The following is a 26,033-nucleotide window of genomic DNA, read 5'->3' as shown; positions in this document are numbered from 1 at the left end:
TCATCCCCGAATTCTTCTTCCACACCAAACTCATCTTCAAACAATTCCTCTCCTTCATCAAAGAACTCTTCATCAAAAAACTCTTCATCCTCACCAAAGAAGTCCTCATCAAAACCTTCTTCCTCTTCACCCCAGATAATCCCCTCTCCCTCTTCTTCCTCCTGGGCACAGAGAGGGGCCATCCCGGCTGTGACCGCCAGAACTATGGCGATAGCTATTATTCTCATCAATCGAAGATAAATCATCTTCCAGAGAACCTAATGTTTCTCCCTATTTTTCATTCCGTCGGAACGTACCTTACCTCTTCTCGTCGACAGACGTTGTCAACTATGAATATAAAATTGTCAGCAAGAGAAAACAATATTTCTGGGGAATGTGGGTCAGGCACGATAATGAGGGGATTTCCTTTTGTGAAGGCGTAATGGAGCGGGTAAATTTGTCGGCCTGTTTTTCGATAATTTTTGGGGAGTCGTCTAACGGCAGGACGCCAGGTTCTGGCCCTGGTAATTGGGGTTCGAGTCCCTACTCCCCAGCATGGCGCGTTCGTCTAGGGGTCAGGACGCCGGCCTCTCAAGCCGGTAACACGGGTTCAAATCCCGTACGCGCTACAGACAATTGCACCCGTAGCTCAATTGGATAGAGCGTCTGGCTACGGACCAGAAGGCTGGGGGTTCGAGTCCTCCCGGGTGTACACTTGACAGTTCGTTTAGCTATTAGGACGTCGCGATCCCTGTCAGGATAAAAGGTGTTCGACTACCTTACAGGCTACTGCCCCATTAAAACCCCTCAGTAACGATGGGTTTTCTTATTTAATCAGGATCGCTTTTGTGGTGGCGGATGCCAGGGGCGTTTCCAGCCGGATTAGATAAACACCGGATGGGACATCCTCAGCATCCCAGCGGATTGTGTGGGTTCCGATATCAAAAAGAGTCCTACCGGTCAGCTTATCTACTTCTTTTCCGAGGCTGTTGTAAATAACAATATCAGTAACGGTTGCTTCAGTAAGAGTAAAGCTTATGTTGGTCCACGGGTTGAAGGGATTGGGATAGGCAGAGTGGAGCGTGATGAATGAAGGTTGTATGTGCTTTGTCTCTTCCCCTACAATTGAAGCCGATTTCATCTCTCCTATTAAATCTTCAATCTCGTTTTTTACTCCATTTTCATTAAAGCCATAGGCACGATACCTCACCACCATATTGTGATCAATAATAATATTCATGGGGATATAGTACTGGTTACCAGCTTGTGAACTGCCGTCCCAGGCAAAGTCAAAAAAGAGGTTGGACCCTGAATCGTCCAAAAGTGGATAGGTTAGATCAAATTTATTGGCCCACTGACTGCAGTTGTACGGTTGCCCCCAATCAGAACCGGCACCAAGCATAATCAATCCGTCATCTTTGAATTCTTGGTAGATCGTTTCAGTGGTCGGAGCCTCCGCCTGGCAGGAGGTTCACCAGGAGGTGAAGAAGTTGATCCAGATGACAAAGTTGTCTCCACCATTCTCAGCACCGTTGTAGCTGTAAAAGGAAAGATCTCCCTCACCGTTGGAACAAATAGACTTAGAAAAATCCTTGACAGTATCGCCGACTGAATAGGTCTGGGCCATCAATAAATTAGCTAAGACCAGGAAGGGAAATATAAGCCTCACGACCAAAATTAAATGAGAAAACAATAAAGAAACAAATCGGTCAATTTCTACTCTTCCCTCATATGCGAAGGTAAGCTGGGCTTTACTTCAGGTCCTACCGGCGGTTCATAGTTAAACTTCTTCCTGCTCTCGGCAAACTCTTTTTTCATGGGCTCAAGAAGACTCGGGTCAGACATCACATCGATAGCGTTGAAAGCAAGTACTTTGCATGCATTGAGCATTGCCTTCAATCCCGGCTCACTACCTGAAGCAGCCGTAGAGGCCCATGAATGGGCAGGAATATTTTGCGGCCAGTTGCTAACCCCGAATGAAGCAGTGGGAGCCGTCCAGGAAATATTGGCAACATCGGTGGAACCGCCTGATTCTCTGGGCGGATCGAGATTTAGCTCCGCAACTTCCGTGTGGTAGCCTTCCACTTCAACACCAAACGCTTCTTGAAGGTTACGTGCAAACTTCTCTTCCTCCTTGGTGTACGAGGGGGCACCCATCAGAGAAAGATTTGAATGGATCACTTTGGCTGTTGCGTGATTGTGGTTGTATTCATAGACACCTGTCAGCATATTAATCTCCGCCGGTTTGAAGCCCGATTTGGGATTACCGTACTCCTCACCCCACGCCATCATGTCGGCGGCTTTTACGATTGTCTCCACATGATTGTATATCTTCATCACCTCAGGCCAGTCCTTGGCACGAGTATACAGCCAAATGGAAGCTTTCGCCGGAATGACGTTAGGTGCTCCGCCGCCCTGGGTCACCACATAATGAATTCGCCCAGTTGTGGGCATGTGTTCCCTGAGAAGGTTCACGCCTGTCTGAAATGCTTCAACAGCATCCAGTGCCGAAACCCCCTCCCACGGCGCTCCGGAGGCGTGGGCCGATCGGCCGTAAAACGTCACCTCGAACGACCTGAGGGCCTTGCTCGGGAGAACACTCACTCGGTTTTTGCTGGATGGATGCCAGTCAAAACAGACGTCCACATCATCGAAAAGACCGTCCCGCACCATAAAAACTTTTGCCACCACCTGTTCTTCTGCCGGGGTGCCGTAAACCCGGATGGTCCCCTTTAGTTTGTGCTTAACCATGGCTTCCTTTAACGCCAACGCACCGCCGATGGTACCGGCACCAAAAAGGGAATGACCACAGCCGTGTCCGCCGGCACCTTCCACAACCGGATCAATACTTGTCTTAACCTTTTGGGAAAGACCCGGAAGGGCATCGTACTCCGCAAGAAACGCTACGATCGGTTTACCTTTCCCATATTCAGCAACAAAAGCGGATGGCATATCCGAAACACCCCGCTCTACTTTGAATCCCGCTTCGGCAAGCATACCAGAAAGGAGCTTTGCTGATTTGTGTTCTTTAAGAGCAATTTCCGCATAATCCCACACTGTTTTGGAAGCTTTTTGAATGGACTTGCTATTCTTGTCAACCCACTTGGCTGCTGTTTTCTTGGCTGAAGTCATCTCCCCAGGCTGAGAAAAAGCCAAACCTGTGGCCGCAAGAAATAACCCCACAACTGCCTTAACGACATTCTGTCTCATGATCAATCTCTCCTCACTTGGTTCTAAAGGACGTTGGCGAGAAACTTCTGTAACTTCGATTCGGGCACAAATTCAATAACAACTTGCGACAACTGCCCCACTTCAGTTCTCGGCATCTCAACAGTATAAGTTGCATTAATATCCACAGCTTCCATGGTCACCTGCAGCGACCAACCGCTAACCGTAAAAGCAACCAGCTGTGAAAAAATATGCTCTGTTCTGGTATTAGTATTCTTTCGGGATTGGCTGTGCCAGTACGGATCACCGCTGTCAAGAATGGTAGTGTAGACGTTTCCACTCTGGTCCAGCAACTGAACTACCGGAACAACACGGAATTCACCTTTTGCAATGCGATCGCTTAGTTTGTTGGAGATGGGAAACTTGTTCCGGGCAAATTCAATGGTGGTAAGTGTCCCCTCTTGCCGGACCCCGGTGTAGGGCAAAGAGCGCAACATGTCGCTGATGAGATCCTCTTTCAGCGAATACTTCACCGGAAGGGAAAGAAAAACCATTTTCCCCTTGTTCTCCGGATCGACCTCCACTTTTGGCTCACCAATCTGAACACCGTAAGGATTCGCAGCAACCAACTCAAGGATCTCTTCCAGCATCATGGCTTCTTTAGAAGCCGGCTCTGATGGGGTCTCTTTGGTGCCAAAATTGAGTTCCCGACTGAACTTTCCACGGGAAGGGACTGTCCCCCCTGCTACCCCCCGGGCACCGATGTAAATATCCATCGCTTTCTCCAGACCTTCCAGCGCCTGACCAATAGATTTCCCGACCTCTTTCGTCTGCCGATTCATTTCTGGCATATCTGTATAGCCCCCAAGAGGGTACAGTTCACCAGCTTTGGGTGAAGGCGGAATATTCTCTTTAAGGCCGGCAGTAAGTTTGGCAAACAGATCACTCCCTAAAATTGTGATGTTGTTCATTGAACCCACCGTCCGAACCAGCCCCAGTTCAGCCCAATTGGAGACGTTGATTATTTGAACATTGACTGTCACCTGGTCTAGCTCCCTGCTGAATGTCCCAATAATAAGGATATTGTCTGTACCCGCACGATGCGTCAAAAGAATAGTTTTATCCTGCAGAATTTTCTCTAGTGCCGGACGACCGTAAACGCGCACGCCATCAAGATCGGTAAACTTCTTGGAGAGGATGTCCGCGAATCCTGAGCTGAGCCACGCCACCGATGGATCGTTTCGAAGGTTGTCAAACTCCGGAATGTAAAGATTGAGCCACCGAGAATTGGCCTGCAGCGAGGCCGTCAGGCTGAAAACTGTGAGAGCTATAACCATTGATCGCCTCATATCAGATCAATCTATTAGGATGGCGGCAAATTATCAATTGCATAATTCATTCGTCTCAATACACGCTCTCGGCCCAAAAGTGCCATAAGATCAAAGAGAGACGGCCCTACCCCATGTCCAGAAATAGCGATCCGCACAGGGTGAATAAACTTGCCTGCAGAAACGTTTTCCGTCTCGGCAAGTGTCCGAAGATGCTCCTCCAGGGCGGTAGGCTCCCACTTGGTCAGCTCATGGAGACTCATCCAGTACCTGTTCATCAGTTTGGTCACAGAGGCATCTTTCCACCGTTTCCTCACCGCTTTCTCATCAAAAGATTGGGGATCGGCAAAAAAGTAACCGGAAAATTCGTTGAGCTCGCTGAGCGATTTGGTCCTCGATTTCACCATCTCGATAACATTGAACAGGTAGTTCTCATCTTGATCACTGTGCCAGTCTGGCTCCAGCTCACGCATGGTGTTTAGAAGGTCCTGCGAAGATTTTCCCGACATATGCTGGCCGCAAACCCAGTTAAGTTTTTTCTCGTCAAAAACTCCTCCCTTCTTCACCACTTTATCCAAAGAAAACTTTTTTGTCAATTCCTTTAAGGAAAAAACCTCTCGATCACTACCGGGGGACCACCCCAACAGAGCAAGATAGTTAAGCAGAGCTTCAGGTAGGAATCCCATATCCCGGTAAGCCTGGACCCCTATGGCACCGTGGCGTTTGCTGAGGCGTTGGCCGTTCGGGCCAAGAATCATGGGCAAGTGCGCAAATCGAGGCGGTTTTGATCCGAGAGCCTTATAGACAATAACCTGCTTGGGGGTGTTCGTCAAGTGATCTTCACCACGGATAACCCAGTTGATTTCCATATCTATATCATCAACCACCACTGTAAAGTTGTAGGTGGGTGACCCGTCGGTCCGCTGGATAATAAAGTCATCTATCTCTTTGTGATCCACTTCAATTTTTCCGTAAACGGAGTCAGTGAATTTGGTCTTTCCGCCCGGGACACTGATCCGGATACAAAAAGGATCGGCCCTGTTCAGTCGCAGTTTTAGCTCTTCGTCCGACAGATCCCGGCATTTGCCTGAGTAGCGGTACAGTTTTTTCGCTTTGGCAGCTTCGTCCCTCTTCAGTGCCAGATCTTCTACCGTACAGAAACACCTATAGGCTCCGCCACCTTGTAGGAGTTGTCGGACAGCATTGTGGTGGTGGTCCCGCCGCTTGGATTGGTAAACGATGGGTTCATCCCACTTGAGACCGAGCCATTCTAGAGAATAGCAAATCTGATCCACATATTCCTGTTTTGAGCGCTGAACATCAGTGTCTTCTATTCTAAGAAAATATTTACCATCTCTCTTTTTGGCGAAAAGATGGTTGAACAGGGCGGTTCGGGCACCTCCTAGGTGCAATTCACCAGTAGGACTGGGAGCAAAACGGACTCTCGGAACAATGGGCATGGTTAAAGTTAGTCGTGAATCGAGAAAAAGAGAAAGGAAGTGGTGTTTGCCGCCACAAGGCAACGTTCTGAGAATTCGCGGAGGCGAGAGGATTCGAACCTCTGGCCCGCCGAAAGGCGGACGCCGGTTTTCAAGACCGGTGCATTCAACCAGACTCTGCCACGCCTCCAAGGATGTTTGAGCTTACGCCTATCGCCATATTCTGACAAAGCGTTTCCTGGCGTTCAATATAAGCTACTTGTACTAAGTTGGAATTTCCAAAACGCTAAAAGATACTACGAACAGCTCTTTTGCCACACACGGGCAAACCTGGTGACCAAAATAGCAAATTATTGGTGTCTCCCTCTCCCGCCTCTGACTAACTGAGCTTAATAATCAATAAAGAAGGAGAACCTTTCCTCCCTTGCGAGGAATCCCTTTTCTTTAATTCACCATTTTCCCATGATCTTGACAGAATTACATTTAGGGCTAAATGCACTTACCAGTAAATAAAACCTGGCAAGGAGGTCCTACTTTTCTTTACAAGCCTCAAACCTATATTAAGATAATCCAACCCGGAACCGCGGAGAGGGCGGGATTCGAACCCGCGGTAGAGGTTTTACCTCTACAGTCGCTTAGCAGGCGACCGCCTTCAGCCAGCTCGGCCACCTCTCCAGCTTTTTTCAGCCAATGGACTCCCAGAAAAAACTTTGGGCAGAATTGGCTTCAATGCACTGAGGTCAATTTATTCTGAGTCCGAGTTGATTCCAATGTGAAACTATTGTTATAATCGTGCTAACAATATGAATGGATCACTTCGAAACATTTACCTCATTGGCATGATAGGTGTTGGTAAATCGACAATAGGACGCATACTTGCTAACCATCTCAAGTGGGCATTCATTGATGTAAACGAAATGCTGGAAGCAATCTACAGCAGACCTCTACAGGAAATCATCGAAACCTTCGGAGAAGATTCACTGAGAAAAATGGAGGCGACCATGCTCCAGGAATTGTCTCAGGGGGAGCATCAGGTTTTCGCCTGCAACAGTGACACCGTTCTGGAAGAAAGCATATTCCAGACCATGGACACCACAGGTGCCACTATCTGGCTCGATGCGCCTGTTGCAGATCTAGTGGAAAGAATGGAATCGAAGGATATGGTCATCGAGGCTGGGGGCGATCCTGGCAATATCCTTCAAGAAATGCTGGATGACAGAAAAAAGTATTATCAACGGGCCAACGTAAGAGTTGCTACCGACAATCTAACCCCTGAGGTGACCGCCAAGGAAATCCTGAAAGTATTGAAAAATCTTTAGCTTTTACTCAGACTCCCTAGAAATTTCAGCTCCCAAGGATTGAAATTTTTCTTCAATCTTCTCATATCCCCGTTCAATATGATATATGCGCGAAATGTCTGTTTGCCCTTCCGCCGCCAAGCCGGCAAGGATCAGAGATGCACTGGCACGAATGTCAGTAGACATGACACGGGCTCCAAGCAAACGCTCCTTTCCTTTCACTTTCGCCACATTGTACTTCAGCCTTATATCTCCGCCTAACCGGCTCAGTTCTGCAATGTGGGTAAAGCGGTCGTGGTAGATGCTGTCCGTAATGGTGGAGTTGCCATCGGCCAGCGACATGAGCGCCATCCATTGGGCTTGGACGTCGGTGGGGAAACCAGGATAAACAGCTGTTTCCACGGAGATAGGCCGCGGTCTCCCCTTTCTCTCAATGGTAATACTGTCTTTCTTTACTTCAAGTTCGCTACCTGTTTCCTGGAGCTTTTTAAGAACCACTTGCAGATGATTGGGCTCCGCCCCTTCAACTATAACTTTTTCGCCGGCCATCGCTCCGGCAATCAGAAAGGTAGCTGTTTCTATCCGGTCAGGTATGATTTCAAAATCCACAGCCTTCATTTCACTCACACCTTCAATCTGAAGCTTATTGGTACCAATGCCGCTTATTCTGGCGCCCATAGCATTCAGAAATTCGCAGAGACATGTAATCTCCGGCTCCATGGCAGCATAAAAAATGGATGTCCGGCCGGACGCTTTTACAGCAGCCATAACAGCATTCCCTGTGGCGCCCACGGAAGAGACCTCAAACAAAACTTCACCTCCCCTCAAATGCTCACCCTTCGCAATAATGTACCCATCTTCCAGAATCGTCTCAGCACCGATCTGCTCCATGGCATCAACGTGGAAATTGACGGGCCGCGGGCCCCATGCACACCCGCCGGGCATGGAAACTTTGGCATAGCCGAACCGTGAAAGCAGCGGCCCGAGTACATAGAAAGAAGCACGCATGGTCTTCACCAGATCGTAAGGTGCTTCCGGATTGTCGCACTTGGTGGAATCGATAAGAAGTGTGCCGTCTTCAAAGCTCACCTCAGCACCGATGATTTCCAGAAGCCTGATCATCGTTCTTGTATCCCGGAGATTAGGGACACGTTTGATTTTGTACCTGCCGGGTGCGATGATGGTGGCCGTCATGATAGGCAAAACTGCATTCTTTGCACCACCGATCCTTACAGATCCTTTCAGCAGGCGGCCGCCGTGTATAACCAGTTTATCCATACGCCTCTGCCCGGTGACTATCTGCCTGTTTCATAACTGGCAATGACAGCGGATATTTTTTCAATTAGATCAGAAGCCGCGAGGCCGCGATAGCCTCTCTCCTCCAGGAGCAGATCAGCAGTCCGGCCATGGACAAAAACCGCTAGTTGGGCGGCGGCCTGAACCGGCATTCCCTGGCAGAGAAAACCAGAAATAATTCCAGCGAGGACATCCCCCGTACCGCCAGTAGCTAGCCCTTGATGACCAGATATGTTGGCAATCACCTTATTTCCGAAAGCCGTCAGCGTAGGCGCGCCTTTCAAAACCAGAACACCTCCTGATCGTCCTTCAGATCTAGAGGCAAATTTGAATAGATCATCACCGATTTCCTCCTGCTTGACCCCGAACAACCGGGAAGCTTCGCCGTGGTGGGGTGTAATAACGAATGCGTCTCCCAGCTGAGAAAGAATATCCAGATCGTTTTTGATGTGTCCCAACCCGTCCGCATCCAGAACAAGGGGCTTATTGATCTTGTGAATAACATCCTTCACCAATTCCCCCACTTGAGCATCTGTTCCGACCCCAGGACCCATGAGAAGAGCGTCACTCCAGTTGAACCACTCCTGAAGAAAATCGAGAGCACTTTTGTCCAGAAACCCTTTTCCTTTATCGGGTATCGGCAACGTCATAGCTTCAGTCAATTTTATCTCAAAGATTGAATTAAGGGACTCCGGAACGGCAGCAACCACCAGTCCGGCACCGCTTCTCACGGCGGCTTCTGCAGCTAAGCATGCCGCCCCGGTGAAACCTTTCGACCCGGCAATAATGAGCAGTTTACCCTGACGATGCTTATATGTTTCTGCAGGCGGCGGAGACAGATGTTCCCGGGCGAGTGCCTCATCAAAAGTTTTCTTCATCATCCCGAGACCTTCAAAAGCGGAAGAGGGGTAACCAAGATCAGCCACTGTGATCTCCCCCGCCAGCGATTTTCCCGGCTGTACCACAATGCCCTGTTTCAGAAACCCCATGGTTACAGTGGCGGTGGCTTGTACTGCAGAGCCGCAAACAAAGCCGCTGGTCCCGTTTATACCGGACGGAATATCAATGGAAAGAACCGGTGAGGATACGGAGTTCATGGCTTCGATCCACTCAGCTGCATCAGGTTTCACCTCCCCAGAAATTCCCGTGCCAAGAAGACCGTCAACAATGAGATCAAAGTGCCCAAGATCGACTTCCTCAAAATGCTTAGTGTGACTGAACCTGATCCCCTTACCTATGCACTCATCATAGAAATGTCTGGAAAAACCTGCTATCTTTCCCTCAGGAATTGTTGATATGAGTTCGCATTCTATCTCCATCTCTTTCAGTAAAGAGGCACACGCATATCCGTCGCCCCCGTTATTGCCCTTTCCGCAGATTATGCCCACTTTTCCGCCATCCGCCATGGAAGTAACCCTTGCAGCCACAGCACGCCCGGCACTTTCCATAAGTGTCACACCGGGTATACCCAGCTCTTCCATAGTGACTCTGTCCACTTCTCTTGCTTCCAGCGTGGAAAGGATCCTCATTGCGGCATCACCATGGCTACTGCCGTTGCCAGCGAATCTGTGTGAGAGATGGAAACCTGGCAGTGATAAAATCTTTTTAGATCAAGATGCAAGAATACCTCCGGTGGGCCGTTATCCTGCCGGATAATCTCAATACCACTAAGCGGAATATTTTCCTCTCCAGACGCAAGAAGGGCCTTCTTAACTGCTTCTTTGGCTGCAAAGCGTCCGGCGAGGTGCATTTCAGGCACGGCACGCTCTCGGCACCATTTCACTTCACCCTTTGTGTAAACGTGATGGTAAAATCGTCCTCCGTACTCCTCGGAAAGCTGGCGAATCCGGGAGACCTCTACAATATCGGTGCCCAGTTTGCTCTCAGGCTTCATTCAGTGAATCAACAATACCAACAGTCTCGAAAATATCTTCCACGTCCCAGTCAGCACCTGATTCCACGGTGCCAAAGGTGTCCCCGTAGCGCGCAAATATTGTACGGATTCCCAGCTGATGAGCTCCCTCCATATCACGCTCGGGCCAATCTCCTACCATAAGCACCTCCTCCTTGGTCAGATTCAACTGCTTTAGAACCATACTGAAACCCTTAGGAGACGGCTTTCGTTCGCCCACATCATCAAAAGTGAGAACCAGATCGAAAAAATGGTGGAGGTTAAGATAGCAGATCCTGAGCCACGCCTCGCGCCTAGGCGCGTCCGAGACGATAACAAGCTTGATACTCATTTTCGCCAGGGTAATAAGTGTTTTCTTCACACCGGGGTAAAGGGTGAGTGCCGCATCCCGTGCCCGCCTATACGACACTATTCCCGCTGCTAGGAATTTGTAATCCACTTCTCCGGTAGTTTCTTTCAAATAATCGTTGAAGATCTCCTGGTTTTCCCATCCACTGGTCTCATAAAGCTCCATTATTCGATCATATGACTTTTTTGGGTCCAACTGGAGCCCAGCTTCGACCATACCATCTACAGCTGCTGAAATAGCATTCTGCTTCATATTTTTGAAATCGAGAAGCGTATTATCGAGATCGAAGATAACGGCTTTGATCATAGTAATATAAAAATAAGGCTAGCCTTCCAGATTAGAAAGAGTAGATAAAAAAAGGGGCGCCGAAGCGCCCCGTTAAATCTTCTCAGGGATTCCTGTATTTTCCCGGGTTCTTGATCTTGTCTATTTCATACTCAGCATTCTTGCGCCATGATCTGTCTTTCCTGGCATTTTCGAAAGATGCAAGCGCGGCTGTCTTATTACCCAAACAAATCTCAGCTATGCCAAGCTCATAATGTGCCGGTGCGTAACCTGATTTCACATCAAGGGAGGAACGGGAGGATTCCTTCGCATCGTCGCAACTACCTTTAACATTTTGCGACTGGGCCAGCAGAAACCACGCTTTGTACAGTCTAATATCTAGAGCTGTAGCTGTAGAGAGTGCACTAATGGCATCGTCCCATCGCTCCTGAGTCACATATATCTGCCCAAGATCCGCATACGCTGCGCCGTAAGAAGGGTCAACCTGAATTGCCTGGTTGTAAGCTCCTTCAGCCGATTTATAATCACCTTGTTTCATTAGGATTTTAGCTTTCTGAACCAGCGCTTTAACATTGGTGGGGTCGGCACCCACAGCACTGTCAAGTGCATTGATAGCGCTGTCATAATCGCCGTTACGTTGGTAAGTGAGCCCTAATGCAAACCACCCTTTAGTATACCCAGGATTCATTTCCACTGTTTTCTTATAGTTTACCAGTGCCAGTTCATAGTCTCCCAGTTTTGTGTTCAGGTAGCCAAGCTGGAAGTAGGCCTGATAGTAGTTTGGATTCAACCGCAACACTTCGTTAAAATACTCCTCAGCTCCCTCGTAGTCACCTCTCCGGAGAAGCTGATTCCCCTCGTTGTAAGCACGGTCCGTCAAACCTTTCAGTGCAACTCTCGGCCTCTCATAATTGGGATCAAAACTCATTGCTTCCCGAAAATATTTGGAAGCTTCACTAGCCTGATCTGAACGCATATAAGCGATACCCGTGTAATACATTCCGGCAGCAGTAAACTCGGGGTAATCCTCAACCACCTTTTCAAACTTTGTTATAGCACCATCAGGATCGCCGCCGTTCAGCGATCTCATAGCGTTCGCCATGGATGAGGCCAGTTGATTCAGATGATCGAACTCATCGCGGTATTCCTGATTTGCCTTATCGTATTCAATAGCATTTCTCAGAGACTCACGAGTTTTATCCAAATCATACTGACGGAGGTAAACTTTGCTGAGGAAAAAGTGTGCATCAGCGGCAGCTGGATCAGCCTGCACAGCAGCAAGAAGTTTGGACTCCGCCTCAGGAAAAAATCCGTCTTCAAACAACTTTTTACCTTCAGCAAAAAGTTGATCACTGCTTTGAGCAGTTGAGATTGTTATGAACCATATTGCTATTAATACTGTCTTTTTCATTCTTAACCCTGTTTTTTATTCAAACCGTGCCGAAGGCGGGAATTGAACCCGCACGTCCTGTTGGACACTACCCCCTCAAGATAGCGTGTCTACCAAATTCCACCACTTCGGCAAACTGAATTAAAGATCTCACTTTTCCTTTTCGTATTCCTGCGGCAGAGAGAGAGGAACAGGCAGATTGGCCGCTGGAGACACAACCTCTTCTCCAGCCATTTTTCTAACGATAGAATCGCCACTGTCCATAGGCACATTCACAAGGCTGATGAGAATGGCCAGAACCATAAACGTTGTAGCGAGCCCCACCGTAACCTTGCTGAGGAAACCGCCAGCACCCCGTCCACCAAACATCGCCGTGGATGAACCACCAAAAGTGCCGGCCAGACCACCACCTTTACTCGCTTGCATGAGAATCACTGTCACGAGTAAAATACTGACGACCACATGCAAAAACACCAGAAATCCGTACATCTATTCTTTTTTCACCTCAGTGATTGTTGTTACAATTTCAGCAAACTGATCGGCATCTAAACTTGCCCCGCCAATTAGAAAGCCGTTAACCTCACTAACTTCACTTAATTCCCTACAGTTCCCGAGGTTGACACTCCCACCGTAAAGGATGGACACCTCTCCAGAAGTACTGGTAAATTCTTTTTCAATGAACCCGCGAATTAACCGGTGAGATTCCTCAATCTGGTCGCCCGTGGCATTTAATCCAGTTCCAATTGCCCAGATGGGTTCGTAAGCAATAACAACCATACTCAACAGCTGTTCGTCTAACTTGGACAGTAAAGCCGTCACCTGATGTTGGAGTACATCGGCGGTTTTGCCGTTCTCTCTCTGTTCAAGTGATTCACCTACACAGAAAATAACCGAAAGACCGCTTTGCAGTGCCGCATTAGCTTTACGACAGACATCCTCATCGGATTCGCCAAACAACGTTCGTCTTTCCGAATGGCCGACAATTACCCACACGACATCACAGGCTTTGAGCATTTCGACGGATATTTCGCCGGTGAATGCCCCTTCCCGTTCACTAAACAGGTTTTGAGCACCAAGACTCACAAAGCCATCATCCCGAAGGGAATTTCCCATTTCAAAGAGCGAAGTATAGGGAGCACATAATATAATGTTGACCTCATCCCAATCCAAAGGCTTCTTCTTCAGTTTCTCGACGAAGTTCACCGATTCTTCAGGAGTTTTATACATCTTCCAGTTTGCCGCTACAACAGGTTTTTTCATCACACCATTTCCAAAGCTTTCATGGCCGGGAGTTCCTTTCCAGCAAGCAGTTCCAGTGACGCACCACCGCCTGTGGAAATGTGTGTCATTTTATTCCATAAATTTAAGTCCCGGACAGCCGATGCTGAATCACCACCGCCAACGATGGAGAGACCTCCCTTCCCAATAATATTTGCCATGGCTTCTGCTACAGCCTTGGTGCCGCCGCTGTAGGCCGCAGTCTCAAAAATTCCCATAGGACCGTTCCAGATAACGGTGCTACTTCTATTAATCGTCTCACAAAATTGATCTATAGTTTCAGGGCCGATGTCAACTCCAATTTCATTGTCATATATCTCAGATACCTTACGAACGGTTGAATCCTGACCTGAGGATATATCCTTGGTAACTACAACATCGCTCGGTAGCTGAAACTCACAGTCCAGTGAATTCAACATTTCAATTGTTTGTTTAGCTTTTTGATATAATGACTTATCATAAAGTGATTTACCAATTTTATTACCAGCAACTTTCAGGAACATGAAAGCCATACCGCCGCCTATGATCACATTGTCAGCTTCGCGAATGAAGCGAGTCACAAGCGGAAGTTTTGTTCCTATTTTTACACCACCAAGAACAATTGTAAAGGGTTGTTTAGGGCGGATCATAGCAGAATGAAGGAATTTATATTCCTTTTCCATGAGAAATCCTGGGGTGCCATTATGTAGGAAATCAGTGACCCCTACATTGGAAGCGTGGGCGCGATGTGCTGTGCCAAAAGCGTCATTGATAAAGCAGGTACCGTGCTGCGCAAGCCGAGAAGCAAAATCGAGGTCGTTTTTGGTTTCGCCGATATGAAATCGAAGGTTTTCCAAAAGGTGAACTTCCCCCGCCTGGAGATCCTGAGAGACATCAATAGCATCATCAGAAACGCAATCGTTGGAAAACTTGATGGACATTTCAAGGTGATCGCATAAGGCCTCACCCACCGGTACAAGACTCAAATGATCCGATGGAACTCCTCCTGGCCTACCAAGGTGTGACATGAGAACAATAGATGCGCCTTGATCAAGACAATGCTTAATGGTAGGCAAGGCGGCACGGATCCTGAAATCGTCAACCACCTTTCCCTCTTTCATATGAACATTGAAATCGACCCTGATCAATACCCGCTTATTGTCAAACTCCTGAGACTCCAACGATCTCATGTTTTTCCTCGCAAATTCAGGCCGTGAAAATAAGGCGTTCCCGCAGTTAATACTGCAACATATTTCGCACTGGACGTCTTCAGGACCCCGGCACATGCCGAAACTGTAGACCCGGTCGTGAGCACATCATCAATGATCAAAATTCTCACAGGCATCTGAGTAATTGAAGTAAAAGCTTCAGTGACATTATCCATCCTCTCGTTCGCAGTCAGATTTGTTTTGATTTCGTATTCTTTTACCATTGCAAAAGATTGGCTGAGTAAGGCAAATCAAGACGCTTGGAGACGGCCTCACCGAGCAGGACGCTCTGATTGTATCCTCTCTCAGGTAACCGCACGGGGTGCAGTGGAACGGATGTCAAAACATTGAGCTGCAGTAAACTATTTCATCTGTGATGAGCCTTTGATCGCACAAGCGGTAAAAAGGTGAGTATAGAAGATCAAACAATCCTGTTCTTAACAGTGAGTTCAGAAATAAAGTCGACATAAAATTAACCTTCGGTGAAATTTACATAATCATTGAGAACTGTCACCCGTTCGAAAAAGGTTTATTTTGCTTCTGCTGAAGTGTCGTAATATTATACCAGTTATAGGATCGGTTAATAATCAAATTCGGAGATAAATCATGTACAGCTCAGTTGATGAATTCATGAACTCTGTTAAATCGAGAAATCTTGGTGAGGTTGAATTTCACCAGGCAGTCCACGAAGTGGCGGAATCACTGTGGGAGTTCCTCGAAGAGAATCCCCATTACATGGATGCAAAGATTCTTGACCGTCTTGTGGAGCCCGAACGTGTATTGATGTTTCGCGTGCCATGGCGAAACGACCGCGGAGAGACAGAGGTAAACAGAGGATTCCGGGTGGAGTTCAACTCTGCCATCGGACCTTACAAAGGAGGCCTTCGATTTCACCCTTCCGTTAATCTTTCCATTCTCAAGTTTCTTGGCTTTGAACAGGTTCTTAAAAACAGTCTAACTACTCTTTCAATGGGCGGCGGCAAGGGCGGTTCTAATTTCGATCCCAAAGGTAAATCTGACAATGAGGTAATGTCTTTCTGCCAGTCCTTTATGACTGAACTTCAACGCCACATCGGAGCAAACACAGATGTTCCGGCAGGAGATATCGGTGTGGGCGCTCGCGAGATTGGTTTTCTATTCGGTCAGTATAAACGATTAAGAAACGAATTTACAGGTGTGCTGACCGGTAAGGCGCTCAACTGGGGCGGGAGTCTCATTCGGCCGGAAGCAACGGGATACGGCTGCGTCTACTTTGCTGATGAGATGCTTAAGTCACAAGGCGAATCATTTGAAGGAAAGTCAGTGGCCATCTCAGGTTCGGGCAATGTAGCGCAATACGCCGCTGAGAAGGTGAACCAGCTAGGAGGCAAACCGGTGACGCTTTCCGATTCTTCCGGTTCCATTTATGATTCTGACGGTATCGATGAAGAAAAACTGAACTACGTTATAGATCTAAAGAATGTACGGCGTGGCCGCATTCAGGAATATGCCAAAGAGTACAGCTGTGATTTTTTCGAAGCTGAACGACCATGGAAAGTTAAATGTGAGGTGGCACTCCCATCCGCCACGCAAAATGAGATTAACGCTGAAGAAGCAAAGATACTTGTCGACAACGGTTGTCTCTGTGTATCCGAAGGGGCCAACATGCCTACGGAACCTGATGCCGTTAACATACTCCAGGAAAATGGCGTCCTGTTCGGACCCGGTAAAGCAGCCAACGCCGGTGGTGTCGCTGTCTCAGGTTTGGAAATGAGCCAGAATGCCATGCGCATTCAGTGGTCAAGAAAAGAAGTTGACGAAAAGCTTCAAAGGATCATGGTAAACATTCATGATCAGTGTGTCCGATACGGTGATAACGGCAATAAAGTTGATTATGTAAAAGGGGCAAACATCGGTGGTTTCATTAAGGTAGCCGATGCAATGCTGGATCAGGGAGTTGTTTAGGTGACACCATTCTGGCGACCGTTTTCGGAAAACTCAAGACGATTTTTTAATATAAGTCCATCACCCGTGTTCCCATCGATCCAGACAGCAACAGGATTCTTCAGCTTGATCCACCGGACGTCATCTGAGAATTCATGCGTCCTTTGAGATCTGAGCCAGTCCCAGTCTATAAAGTCTTTATTATCCGTCACAGTAAAATAACCAATCCTGAAGCTGGTGACATTCTGGAAAAAGTGACTGCCGAAAGACGGGTCAATAGGCTTTCCATCTAGCCCTACTTCCACAATCACCCTCGCCCGGGAGATTTGATTCCAGCGAACGGGAATACCGAGCCAGGGATCAGCACTCCCCCACCGCCCAGGTCCGATCAAAATTGAACTCCCCTGCCTGATCTTTTTGTTAATCTTTTCTATTTTTTCGGCAACTTTGTTTGAATTAGCAAAATCGAATTTTTCAGGATCTACAACAATTAGATTGTAGATGTCATTGAGGTAACCGTTACCGAGAGCCAATGTGCTGGAGCAGACAACCTCGTGTCTGTCCGCTGTCTTGAGTTGAACGCTTCTATCAAATGTATCGCTGGGCATGGGTCTGATCTGGAGCAAGCAGAACTCAGATGGTACATCGGGCTTGACAGAGTAATTACATGCGAACTCCGCTTCAACTGGGCACCCCATGGCTTCGTAACCAAGGGTCAGTATTTCACTGATCAGTTCAGGAAGCGAAAATCCGCGGGACTGAAGGATGCGCGAGAAAGTAACAATCCTAGGACCGTTATAATTGAGAGAATCTCTCACAATGTTGTCCTCTGTAGAAAGCACACTTGCCACATAACGTAATACCCCATCTTCTTCCGCCACTGAGAGTGTTTCTTTCAATAGATTCCCATCTTCTCCGGCGCTTAGCAAATCCTGCTGAGCATCGAGGGAAAGTGCGTAAAACTCTGTTTGTGAATTTTCCAGCATGGCATCAGGTGAATAAAACTGCGGCATAAGGCGCGGATACTTTGGTGAAAATCGAAGAACTTTTCCCCCTTCAGCAATCATCCGGCCCAATCCGAGAGCAAGGTATGAAGCACCGTCTTCCCGTTTCATGTATGATATGGGATAATAATTAATGCTTTGCGCCACGCCGCTGAAAGTGGGATAAAACCGGGAACCGTGTCTCTGCCCTACAGCCTCCTGCATGATTACCGCCATCCTTTCATCTTCCAAGTGATGACCGCTTAAAGCGGTGGTGCTTTTCACCTCCTGAGAGAACATGGACGCGTACACAAGCCTAATGGCATCAGCAGCCTTTGCAACACGAATTTTCAGTGAACGGTCATTGTTGGGTAGTAAAAATGTTGAATAGAGACCCGCAAGCGACTGATACTGCATATCTTCAAACAACCCTGATGAGCGTATGGCTACAGGTGATTTCATCTTTTTTAAGTAAGCTTTCAAAAAAATCATTAATTCTTTGGGAATGGGTGCACTTAAAAATCTTTTCGCCAAACGCTTTGAATTCTTTGTTTTCAGCGCTGTAGTCCAAAGATTATTCTTATCCATGAACATTTCGAACTGATCCGTACCAATGACAGCCACCTTAGGAATGCTGATATTGACGCCAGGAAACTTCTGTTTAAACTCATCTGATTCCACGAGGGACTGAGCAAATGCGAGTCCGCGAGCTTTGCCCCCTAAAGAGCCTCTTCCAAACTTGATAAAATCAGCAGTCGTGTCCTCATCTCCACCCCTGTACTGGATCACACGACCATGTACTCTGGCCTGCCTGGTCATTCCCACAACTTCAATAAGATACTGCCTCAAGCCTTCCACATTTTTAAAATCCGATGTCTTAACCTTCCTGACGCGGGAAGCGATCCAAAACTCACTGCGGGCGGCCAGCCAATTCGAAAAATGATTGCTGGATGCATGATATTCAATGGATTTGCGCGATACTGTTTCGAGCACTTTCTCCATTTCCTTGAGCGTTGAAGCCCTCCCAACTTCCTTACCACTAGGAAGACGAAAAACAAAATCACCAAAACCAAAATTCTGACGTATAAAATCAGACATATCCTGTAAAAAGGTCGAGGATTCTTTATAGAGAAATCTTGCATCAAGTTTACTAGCCCAAGTCTCTCCCTTAGGCTTTGTGCTTTGCAAAAGAATGGGCATTGCGGTTTCCCGGTCTCGAATCCAACGGGCAAGTTTGAACCCCGCCGAAATATCAGATTTTCCATTTATTGGGAATCTGATATCAGAGATAACACCCATAAGATTATCACCACACATGGCAATTAACTCAACAGCTTCCTCATAATTAGAGGCAAGGAGGATCTTCGGCCTCGCTCTCAACCGGAGTAGCCTATGAGTATCGTTCAAACTTTCGTCTATAAGGGATATGGTGTGATGCATTACTTCTCTGTAGATGCGCGGCAAAATGATGGAGTAAAACCGGGGACTGTCCTCCACTACCACAATAACACGTATATCTCCCATCTCCATATCGCTTTCAACATTTTTCCTGTCCTCAACATATTTAATGATTACTGGAAGTACGTTCGCATTGCCACTCCAAACGAACACTTTATCAATAGCATCCCCCTTCAAGAGTACTTTCATTCTTTTCAATTCTGTGGCATCAAATACCAATAGAATAACGGGTAAATCGGGGCGATCTTTTTTCACCAGTTTTCCAAAGGTGATGGGATCCATGTCCGCAATCCTCTGCATGGTAATGATTAGATCAAAACTTCTCTCCTCCAGCATTTTCATGGCTTCGGAAGCTGTAGAAGCGCGAGACACATGAGGTGCATAATGAAGGTGCATCCCAATATATTCAGTGAGAATTTGTTCAGTTAAACGCCCGTCTTCTTCCAGGATGTAAGCATCATATGGGGATGCCACCATTAGGATCTCATGAACACGAAAAGGAATTAGATCATGGTAATTCCACTGCGGTGGTGAGGTGACTTCAAGACGAGTCATTATCTATAATTACATAGTAAAGGTAAAAGATACAAACAGAGATTGAGATGAATGTGAGTGCTCAGTCGAGCTGAACCGAAACAATCTTTGAGACACCCGACTGGGCCATGGTGACACCGTAAAGAAATTGCGCCGCCTCCATCGTGAGTTTATTATGCGTCACAATGATGAACTGTGTCTTTTCGGAAAACTTCCCGAGTACGCGAGTGAATTTGGTAATATTGTTATCATCCAGAGGTGCGTCCACTTCATCGAGAATGCAGAATGGACTGGGCTTCACAAGATAGATAGCGAAAAGAAGCGAAATAGCTGTCAGCGCCTTCTCACCTGAGGAGAGCATCCGCAAGTTTCTGGTATGCTTTCCAGGTGGCTTGGCGATAATATTAATGTCGGCTTCCAGCGGATCATCGTCACCTATCAATTCGAGATCCGATTCCCCTCCCTCAAAAAACATGGTAAATGTCTTTTTGAAATTGGTCCGAATCTGCTCAAATGTTTCCAAAAACTGTTTTCTGGCTTCCGTATCAATCTTCTTCATTGTTTCAAGAAGCTTTTGTTCCGATTCCAAAAGATCGGTCTTCTGGCGCTGTAAGAATCTCAAGCGGCTGTTTTCCTCTTCGAACTCATCTTTAACGGCCATGTTGATTGGACCAATTCTTTCAATACTTCTCTCGATTTTATCAATCTCCAGTGCCAAATCGCTGTCTGATATGTTTCGCTCCACCACATCAGGAATCTTTTCACCATACTTCTCCTGAATCCTCTCTTTGATGCGGCGTAACTCACCTTCATGATCGGCAATACGAAGCTCAATTCTTTTAGCTTCCTCAGCCATTCGCTCCCGTTCACGCTGTTCTACCCGGATGACCTGCTCCTCCTCTTCAATCTGGCGATATGTCTCCTGAAAAGCATCATCCTTAAGATTTTTGACCGAAAGTAATTTTTTCAACTTGGCTGACAGTTTTTTATGGTTCTTTTTGGCGTCCGAACGCTCTGACTTCATCCCTTTGATCTGCTCTCCTAAAGATGATACTTCGATTGTGATAGCATCTGCTCTCTCATTATTTTCCTTGATAGCCTCACCGGATGCTTTGATTCTGAATTCAATATTGTCCTGACTGCCTTCAAGAGAAATGAGCTGAATTCTACAATCTTGGACATTTTGGTTTTTCTCTTCTCTTTCATTTTGAGCAGTTTCCACCCGCCTTTTTGCCTCATTCAGTTTTGTCTGAAATGTGGCCAGCTGTTCTTCCTGAGTTTTCAGAATCGGGATAAGATTATCCAGACTTTTTTGATAGTTAAGCAATTCAGATTTCACGGAAATGATCTCATGGGTTGTAGCTTGCTGTGCTTCTAGATTCTGTGAAATACCATATTCTATTCTGTTGATATCGTTTTCAGTTTGGGTTAGTAGATCGATAACATCCCGAAGATCAGTTGATAGCTTCCCATGTTTTTTCTCAGCATGATCAAGGGCCACGTCCATAGAGTTGATCTTCGATTTCACCTTTTCACTATGTTTAACCAGTTTGCCGATCTCTCTATCCAGAGAATCGATCCTCTCTTTGCGGCCAAGAAGTGTAATCCCATTACTGCTCTCCCGTGACATAATGAGACCTGTGCCTGCATAAAGGTTACCCTGCAAGTCTACCACATTACTAAAATAATCACCTCCGGTGAGACACTTTTCGGCATCAGCGGATTTTTTCACAATGGGAATCCCTTTAAGAAAACAGTCAACGATAGGCTGGTACCTGCTTTCGCACTTTACAACAGATGACGCATCAACACCGATCTGGGATTCTTCAGCTGTCGATACTCTGTTGAGAACGGCATCCAGCGGAATGATCCACACTCTGCCCATACCATCATCTGAAAGCTGCTCAATGAGCTGCAAGGCGTCGCTCCTCTTTTCGCAAATAAGGCTTTGAGAGACGGGTCCCAGTGCCGCCTCCACCGCCGGGCGGTATTTTTCCTTCACATCTATAACATCAGCCACGGTACCGAGCACTTCCGGAAATTTTCCTCTGTTATTCAAAACGTGGCGAACGCCGCCGGAATAGCCTTCTCCTCTCTCAACCACTTCCCTGTAAAACTGAAGTTGAGATTCCAGAGTCTCCACACGGTTCGCTATGCGATGAAACTCCAGTGTATTGTCATGTTTCTCAGCCCTAAACTGGGTGATTGACGATTCCAGCTCTTCCATTTCCACTTTTTTCTCATGAACGGTATTTTCACATTTTTTTCTTTTTGCAATGAGCAACTTCTGTTCCGACTTAAGCCGTTTAATATCTTCATCGTGATTGGCTGAACGCTTTTCCATTTCTGAAAGAGCCTGCGATTTTTCATCAACGATTTCTTCCGTTCTTTCCCGAAGAGAACGTGAATTATTTAGTTTTTTTAGATGTTCTATCTGTGTTTCGGACAAAAAATCAAGTCGCTTTCTGGAATCACTATATTTTGCATCGCTACTGTCAAGGGTATCTTTCAAAGACTCGTACTCTAATGTCACCGATTTAACTTTCGGTTCTAAGGCCGCGGACTCGGCATCCAGCTCCTTAATGCGGTGATAGTGAGATTTTTTCTTCCTCTCACCGTCAATCTTCTCATCATTCAGGCGTTCAATGGTCTGTTCAGCACCTCGCTCCTGCTCAGACAGGATAAGCATTTGATTACTGCAGATCTGCCGTTCCTCGGAAAGTGAATCAATTTCAGACTGGATCTTGGACAGTTCCTCCCGCTGCTTCTCATATTCCTTGCGTAATTTTTCAAGAGAGTCCTCCCGACCTTTCTCTTCATCCATACGGGTGGAATGTTGTTTGCCAAAGGTGTCAACATTTTTCCTGAGAGGATCCAATTCTTTCAGGATGAACTGACGCCTGAGAGACGCAAGAGCAATCTCGCTGTCCCGCAACTGTTCTACCAGCTTTGCATGCCGTTTGTACCGCTTCATCTGAAGCTGCAGACTGTGCACCTTATTTTCCACTTCACTAACGATGTCATCGACTCGTTCCAGATCCGCATGTGTGGCGTCGAGCTTTAAGAGTGTCGCCCGCCGCTGATGCCGGTACTTGTTGATTCCTGCAGCCTCTTCGAACATGCGGCGGCGATCCTCGGCGCTTTCACTGAGGATATGTTCGATCATTTTAAGCTCAATAACGGAATAGGCATCGGCACCCATACCCGTATCGACAAAAAGGTTGTGAATGTCTTTCAAACGGCAACCGTTGCGGTTGATCATATATTCACTTTCACCATTGCGAAAAATGCGGCGGGTAATCTCCACATCGTTGTATTCAAGCGGTAGCATCCCCTTGTTATTGTGAACAGTGAGAGAAACTTCGCAGACACTCAATGCCTTCTTGGCATCCGACCCGTTAAAAATAATGTCATCAAGGCGGGCTGACCGAAGCAAGCGGATTTTTTGCTCTCCCAAAACCCAGCGAACGGCATCCACAATATTCGTTTTGCCGCATCCGTTGGGACCCACCACAGCTGTAATCCCTTCACCAAACGATAGACGTTGTTTATTTGCGAATGATTTAAAACCGTGCAGCTCCAGTTCTGATATATACATACCTATCCCTGATTAAGATTTAAATATGATTCTTATAAAAAGATAAGTCCGAGGTATCATTCTGAAAATTTCTCCGCGATTGAGAAACCTAGCCGGGCGGCCAGCTCATTTTTCGTCCCCCAAGTAGATGAAGATGAATATGAAAAACAGCCTGACCCGCATCGCTGTTGCAATTGAAAACTGTCCTGTAACCGCTTCCGGAGATGCCTCGCTCATCAGCGACTTGTTTTGCCACCAGATGAAGTTCACCTACTACATCACGGTCATTAATGGAAATGTCATTCAAAGTTGGGATATGTTTCTTAGGTATGATCAAAACGTGATGTGGTGCCTGAGGACTGATGTCGTTGAATGCGAGAACGGAATCAGAATCATAGACAATATCACCAGGAATCTCCTTATCCACAATTTTGCAAAAAAGACAGTCACTCAACAGCCGGCTCCTGACTTAGAATCTGCTCACTAAGCGCCACGGACACAATAGCGGCTGTTTCGGCCCGGAGACGTCTGGAGCCCAGTGACGCATGCCTAAAGCCAGCAGCAGAAAAGGTCTCTACTTCCGTGGGCGAAAAACCACCTTCAGAACCAACTGCAAGCCAAACTTCAGAACAGGGCGAAGACGACGTTAGATGAGCAGCAAGGGTAACACTCTCAGGTGAATCGTGAAGCACGAATTTGGATTCTCCTGAACTTTTGTCAACCCACGCAGAAAGCTTTTGGACATCATTTACTTCAGGCTGCCCACCCCTACCGCACTGTTTCATGGCGGAAAGGGAAATTTTTTGAAGCCGTTGCAGGTTGATGCTCAGCTTAACGCTGTTTTCCAGAACCAGTGGTGTGATAGAACGAACACCTAATTCCGTACATTTTTCGATAACGGCATCCATCTTCGCCCCTTTTAAAATACCGACTCCAAGATAGATGTTAATTGCCGGTTCGTGGTAGCGGTCGATTTTGTAATCAATCCTACCCTCTATTCTTTCACCGTTCACAGTTTCCACAACCGCTTCGTAGGCAGCACCCGATCTATCCAGCAATGTAATTCCATCACCCGAATTCATTCTAGCCACTCTGGCAGCATGACGGCCCTCCTGACCGTTCAGGACAAAACGGTCCCCCCTAAGACTTTTGGGATTGATGATAAAGTGTCTGCGCTCCGGCAAGGCTATTTTAATTTTCGGCCGATCATAATCTTCAGGACAGTACCTCCGTAGTGGTCCCGCCCTTCAACCACATCGCCGATACTAATATAATCGTAGCCAAGAAAAAGAGACATGACCCGTTCGGGCTGCATCATAAAATCGATACCGGCACCAAATACAAAACCTCCATTAAATGTCGTCTCAATATTATTCATTTTGTAGGTGAACTTCCCGTACTCGGGAACATCCATAATAATAACGGGGCCCCCTGCCACCATAACAAAAGGTGAAAAATTATTGGCGATTAAACCAATGAAAGGATGGAACTTGAAACCAGTTAAAGCCGGCATGAGCCACAGGTTGAACGGATTAGCCTTGTAAACATACCCTGTCCAGTAATCAACAACAGGCATTTCAGCTTCACCAGTAACGTCCATCATTTTGAATTGTCCGAACCACTGCAATTTTATATTGATAGGACGAGTGAAGAAAAGACTCATACCGTTCCCGAAATCAGCAGTTTCCAGGGAAAATCCAGAAGTGGGTTTGGCTAGCCCCATTCCTAGAAAATCCTCATCGGTCTGAGCCGTCACCGGGCCACCTGAGAGCAACCCCATGATGAAAAGAACCGGAATGAAAATGCTCCGAGGTTTCATTCGCAGCTTCACGACGGATAATTTATAACGATTCCGTCGAGAGTTCAATACGATTCAGTGACTATCTGTATTCTTCGAGCAAATCTTTGGCTTCGCGAACCTCGTCTCGTTCCTCTACCAGCGATGAGAATGAAGGCTTTGTATTTGCCACATTCTCCAGCAAGGTGATGGCCTCACTTTTCTGCCCATCTTTGTGCAATGCCTTTGCAAGATAGACCATCTGAACTAACCTTGCGTCGCCGGTTTCTACGGCTTTGCGGAGCCATACGATAGCATCGTCATTATCCGGCCAAGAGAGTAAAAAGGGTATATAGGGTGATTCATAATGGACAGCCCCGAGCATGAAATATCCCCCTCCGTTCTCGTAAACGGGATCGAGTTCAATAATCTTTTCAGAATGTTCCTTCATAAGGTCCGCTACTCCTTCCCGGGCAGCAGTAAGAATACCATAAGCTTTTGACCAGCTTCCCAGATTGACCAGGTACCAGTAGCGAAATGAAACTGAGTTAGGGTAACGATCTATGTAGTTTTCCGCAAAGCGCTTTCCGCGGTCGAAAATAGCCTTTTTCTCTTCCTTGTTATTTGTAGTGTATTCACCTTTAAAATAGAGAGCTTTAACGAGCATGAGAGCGGCCTCTTTTCCATCTCCACCATCCAGTAAGCCTTCAAAGTATGAAATGGCTGAATCTATGGGAGTAGACACGGCCCTAGAGCCGCTTGCCCCTTCAGACCGCCGGTCATACCATGCTTTCCCTTTATCAATATCGGACTGTCCATGAATGTTCGAAAAAAGAACTAAGCATATCAGAAGGATTGTTCTCATGATCTTT

Annotated in this window: 23 protein-coding genes and 6 tRNA genes; 6 read left to right on the top strand and 23 right to left on the bottom strand. The window is 46.9% G+C overall.

What is annotated here, in order from left to right; genetic code table 11:
• Positions 1-227 (bottom strand): hypothetical protein (locus EYO21_01485; GenBank protein ID HIB02481.1); only part of this gene is annotated, 227 nt, incomplete at its 3' end.
• A gap of 235 nt (positions 228-462) precedes the next feature.
• On the opposite strand from EYO21_01485, the gene EYO21_01480 reads away from it, so the two are divergent.
• The 3 genes from EYO21_01480 (at position 463) to EYO21_01470 (ending at position 691) form a co-directional block, all read left to right on the top strand.
• Positions 463-533, top strand: a tRNA-Gln gene (locus EYO21_01480).
• A gap of 3 nt (positions 534-536) precedes the next feature.
• Positions 537-608, top strand: a tRNA-Glu gene (locus EYO21_01475).
• Between the two features lie 9 nt (positions 609-617).
• Positions 618-691: transfer RNA gene (locus EYO21_01470), tRNA-Arg, on the top strand.
• Positions 692-805: 114 nt separating this feature from the next.
• Here the strand turns inward: EYO21_01470 and EYO21_01465 are convergent.
• Positions 806-1,381 (bottom strand): T9SS type A sorting domain-containing protein, encoded by a 576-nt coding sequence (locus EYO21_01465; protein ID HIB02480.1) that lies wholly within the window; start codon positions 1,379-1,381, stop codon positions 806-808.
• On the opposite strand from EYO21_01465, the gene EYO21_01460 reads away from it, so the two are divergent.
• Complete coding sequence (locus EYO21_01460) at positions 1,352-1,591, top strand: hypothetical protein (GenBank protein HIB02479.1); 240 nt, start codon at positions 1,352-1,354, stop codon at positions 1,589-1,591. The two genes, EYO21_01465 and EYO21_01460, sit on opposite strands and share 30 nt — an antisense overlap.
• 104 nt (positions 1,592-1,695) lie before the next feature.
• Here the strand turns inward: EYO21_01460 and EYO21_01455 are convergent, their stop codons facing one another.
• The 5 genes from EYO21_01455 to EYO21_01435 form a co-directional block, all read right to left on the bottom strand.
• Positions 1,696-3,189 carry an amidohydrolase gene (locus tag EYO21_01455; protein ID HIB02478.1) on the bottom strand — a complete coding sequence of 498 codons (1,494 nt, stop codon included), beginning with the start codon at positions 3,187-3,189 and terminating at the stop codon, positions 1,696-1,698.
• Between the two features lie 23 nt (positions 3,190-3,212).
• Positions 3,213-4,484 (bottom strand): hypothetical protein, encoded by a 1,272-nt coding sequence (locus EYO21_01450; protein ID HIB02477.1) that lies wholly within the window; start codon positions 4,482-4,484, stop codon positions 3,213-3,215.
• Between the two features lie 26 nt (positions 4,485-4,510).
• Positions 4,511-5,935 carry a glutamate--tRNA ligase gene (locus EYO21_01445; protein ID HIB02476.1) on the bottom strand — a complete coding sequence of 475 codons (1,425 nt, stop codon included), beginning with the start codon at positions 5,933-5,935 and terminating at the stop codon, positions 4,511-4,513.
• Positions 5,936-6,010: 75 nt separating this feature from the next.
• Positions 6,011-6,104: transfer RNA gene (locus EYO21_01440), tRNA-Ser, on the bottom strand.
• 394 nt (positions 6,105-6,498) lie between these two features.
• Positions 6,499-6,589, bottom strand: a tRNA-Ser gene (locus EYO21_01435).
• A 128-nt stretch (positions 6,590-6,717) separates the two neighbouring features.
• Between EYO21_01435 and EYO21_01430 the strand changes: the two genes are divergently transcribed.
• Positions 6,718-7,233 carry a hypothetical protein gene (locus tag EYO21_01430; GenBank protein HIB02475.1) on the top strand — a complete coding sequence of 172 codons (516 nt, stop codon included), beginning with the start codon at positions 6,718-6,720 and terminating at the stop codon, positions 7,231-7,233.
• 3 nt (positions 7,234-7,236) lie between these two features.
• Here the strand turns inward: EYO21_01430 and murA are convergent, their stop codons facing one another.
• The 10 genes from murA to EYO21_01380 all read right to left on the bottom strand — a co-directional run bounded on the left by murA (position 7,237) and on the right by EYO21_01380 (position 15,133).
• The gene (gene murA, locus EYO21_01425; GenBank protein HIB02474.1) at positions 7,237-8,490 is read right to left on the bottom strand and encodes a UDP-N-acetylglucosamine 1-carboxyvinyltransferase; all 1,254 of its coding nucleotides are present in this window, start codon (positions 8,488-8,490) and stop codon (positions 7,237-7,239) included.
• 17 nt (positions 8,491-8,507) lie between these two features.
• Complete coding sequence (locus tag EYO21_01420) at positions 8,508-10,037, bottom strand: NAD(P)H-hydrate dehydratase (protein ID HIB02473.1); 1,530 nt, start codon at positions 10,035-10,037, stop codon at positions 8,508-8,510.
• Positions 10,034-10,402, bottom strand: a complete 369-nt coding sequence (gene acpS, locus EYO21_01415; protein HIB02472.1) for a holo-[acyl-carrier-protein] synthase — start codon at positions 10,400-10,402, stop codon at positions 10,034-10,036. Before acpS ends, EYO21_01420 begins: the two co-directional genes overlap by 4 nt.
• Complete coding sequence (locus EYO21_01410) at positions 10,392-11,075, bottom strand: HAD family hydrolase (protein HIB02471.1); 684 nt, start codon at positions 11,073-11,075, stop codon at positions 10,392-10,394. Before EYO21_01410 ends, acpS begins: the two co-directional genes overlap by 11 nt.
• Positions 11,076-11,157: 82 nt before the next feature.
• Positions 11,158-12,465, bottom strand: a complete 1,308-nt coding sequence (locus tag EYO21_01405) for a tetratricopeptide repeat protein (protein ID HIB02470.1) — start codon at positions 12,463-12,465, stop codon at positions 11,158-11,160.
• Positions 12,466-12,492: 27 nt separating this feature from the next.
• Positions 12,493-12,577: transfer RNA gene (locus tag EYO21_01400), tRNA-Leu, on the bottom strand.
• Between the two features lie 17 nt (positions 12,578-12,594).
• Positions 12,595-12,933 carry a preprotein translocase subunit SecG gene (gene secG, locus EYO21_01395; protein ID HIB02469.1) on the bottom strand — a complete coding sequence of 113 codons (339 nt, stop codon included), beginning with the start codon at positions 12,931-12,933 and terminating at the stop codon, positions 12,595-12,597.
• The gene (locus EYO21_01390) at positions 12,934-13,704 is read right to left on the bottom strand and encodes a triose-phosphate isomerase (protein HIB02468.1); all 771 of its coding nucleotides are present in this window, start codon (positions 13,702-13,704) and stop codon (positions 12,934-12,936) included. It abuts the gene before it with no gap.
• Entirely contained in the window at positions 13,704-14,891 is a 1,188-nt protein-coding gene (locus EYO21_01385; GenBank protein ID HIB02467.1) for a phosphoglycerate kinase, read from the bottom strand. Before EYO21_01385 ends, EYO21_01390 begins: the two co-directional genes overlap by 1 nt.
• Entirely contained in the window at positions 14,888-15,133 is a 246-nt protein-coding gene (locus EYO21_01380; GenBank protein ID HIB02466.1) for a hypothetical protein, read from the bottom strand. The genes EYO21_01385 and EYO21_01380 overlap by 4 nt, the downstream gene beginning before the upstream one ends.
• A gap of 382 nt (positions 15,134-15,515) precedes the next feature.
• Here EYO21_01380 and EYO21_01375 point away from each other — a divergent pair, with 382 nt between their 5' ends.
• The gene (locus EYO21_01375) at positions 15,516-16,853 is read left to right on the top strand and encodes an NADP-specific glutamate dehydrogenase (protein ID HIB02465.1); all 1,338 of its coding nucleotides are present in this window, start codon (positions 15,516-15,518) and stop codon (positions 16,851-16,853) included.
• Here the strand turns inward: EYO21_01375 and EYO21_01370 are convergent.
• The 6 genes from EYO21_01370 to EYO21_01345 all read right to left on the bottom strand — a co-directional run bounded on the left by EYO21_01370 (position 16,850) and on the right by EYO21_01345 (position 26,026).
• Positions 16,850-19,828: a response regulator gene (locus EYO21_01370; GenBank protein HIB02464.1), complete on the bottom strand. Its 2,979-nt coding sequence runs from the start codon at positions 19,826-19,828 to the stop codon at positions 16,850-16,852. The genes EYO21_01375 and EYO21_01370 overlap by 4 nt on opposite strands.
• 61 nt (positions 19,829-19,889) lie before the next feature.
• The gene (gene smc, locus EYO21_01365; GenBank protein ID HIB02463.1) at positions 19,890-23,405 is read right to left on the bottom strand and encodes a chromosome segregation protein SMC; all 3,516 of its coding nucleotides are present in this window, start codon (positions 23,403-23,405) and stop codon (positions 19,890-19,892) included.
• Between the two features lie 88 nt (positions 23,406-23,493).
• A complete protein-coding gene (locus tag EYO21_01360; protein HIB02462.1) occupies positions 23,494-23,838 on the bottom strand; it encodes a histidine triad nucleotide-binding protein in 345 nt (114 codons plus the stop codon).
• A complete protein-coding gene (locus tag EYO21_01355; GenBank protein ID HIB02461.1) occupies positions 23,831-24,580 on the bottom strand; it encodes a 16S rRNA (uracil(1498)-N(3))-methyltransferase in 750 nt (249 codons plus the stop codon). Before EYO21_01355 ends, EYO21_01360 begins: the two co-directional genes overlap by 8 nt.
• Entirely contained in the window at positions 24,571-25,203 is a 633-nt protein-coding gene (locus EYO21_01350) for a hypothetical protein (protein ID HIB02460.1), read from the bottom strand. The genes EYO21_01355 and EYO21_01350 overlap by 10 nt, the downstream gene beginning before the upstream one ends.
• Positions 25,204-25,264: 61 nt before the next feature.
• Positions 25,265-26,026, bottom strand: a complete 762-nt coding sequence (locus tag EYO21_01345) for a hypothetical protein (protein ID HIB02459.1) — start codon at positions 26,024-26,026, stop codon at positions 25,265-25,267.
• Positions 26,027-26,033 lie beyond the last annotated feature (7 nt).

The sequence above is a fragment of the Candidatus Neomarinimicrobiota bacterium genome, from assembly GCA_012964825.1.
Taxonomy (GTDB): Bacteria; Fidelibacterota; Marinisomatia; order Marinisomatales; family S15-B10; genus UBA2125.
Note: the sequence above shows the minus strand (reverse complement) of the source record. Positions and strands in the feature narration are given on the sequence as shown.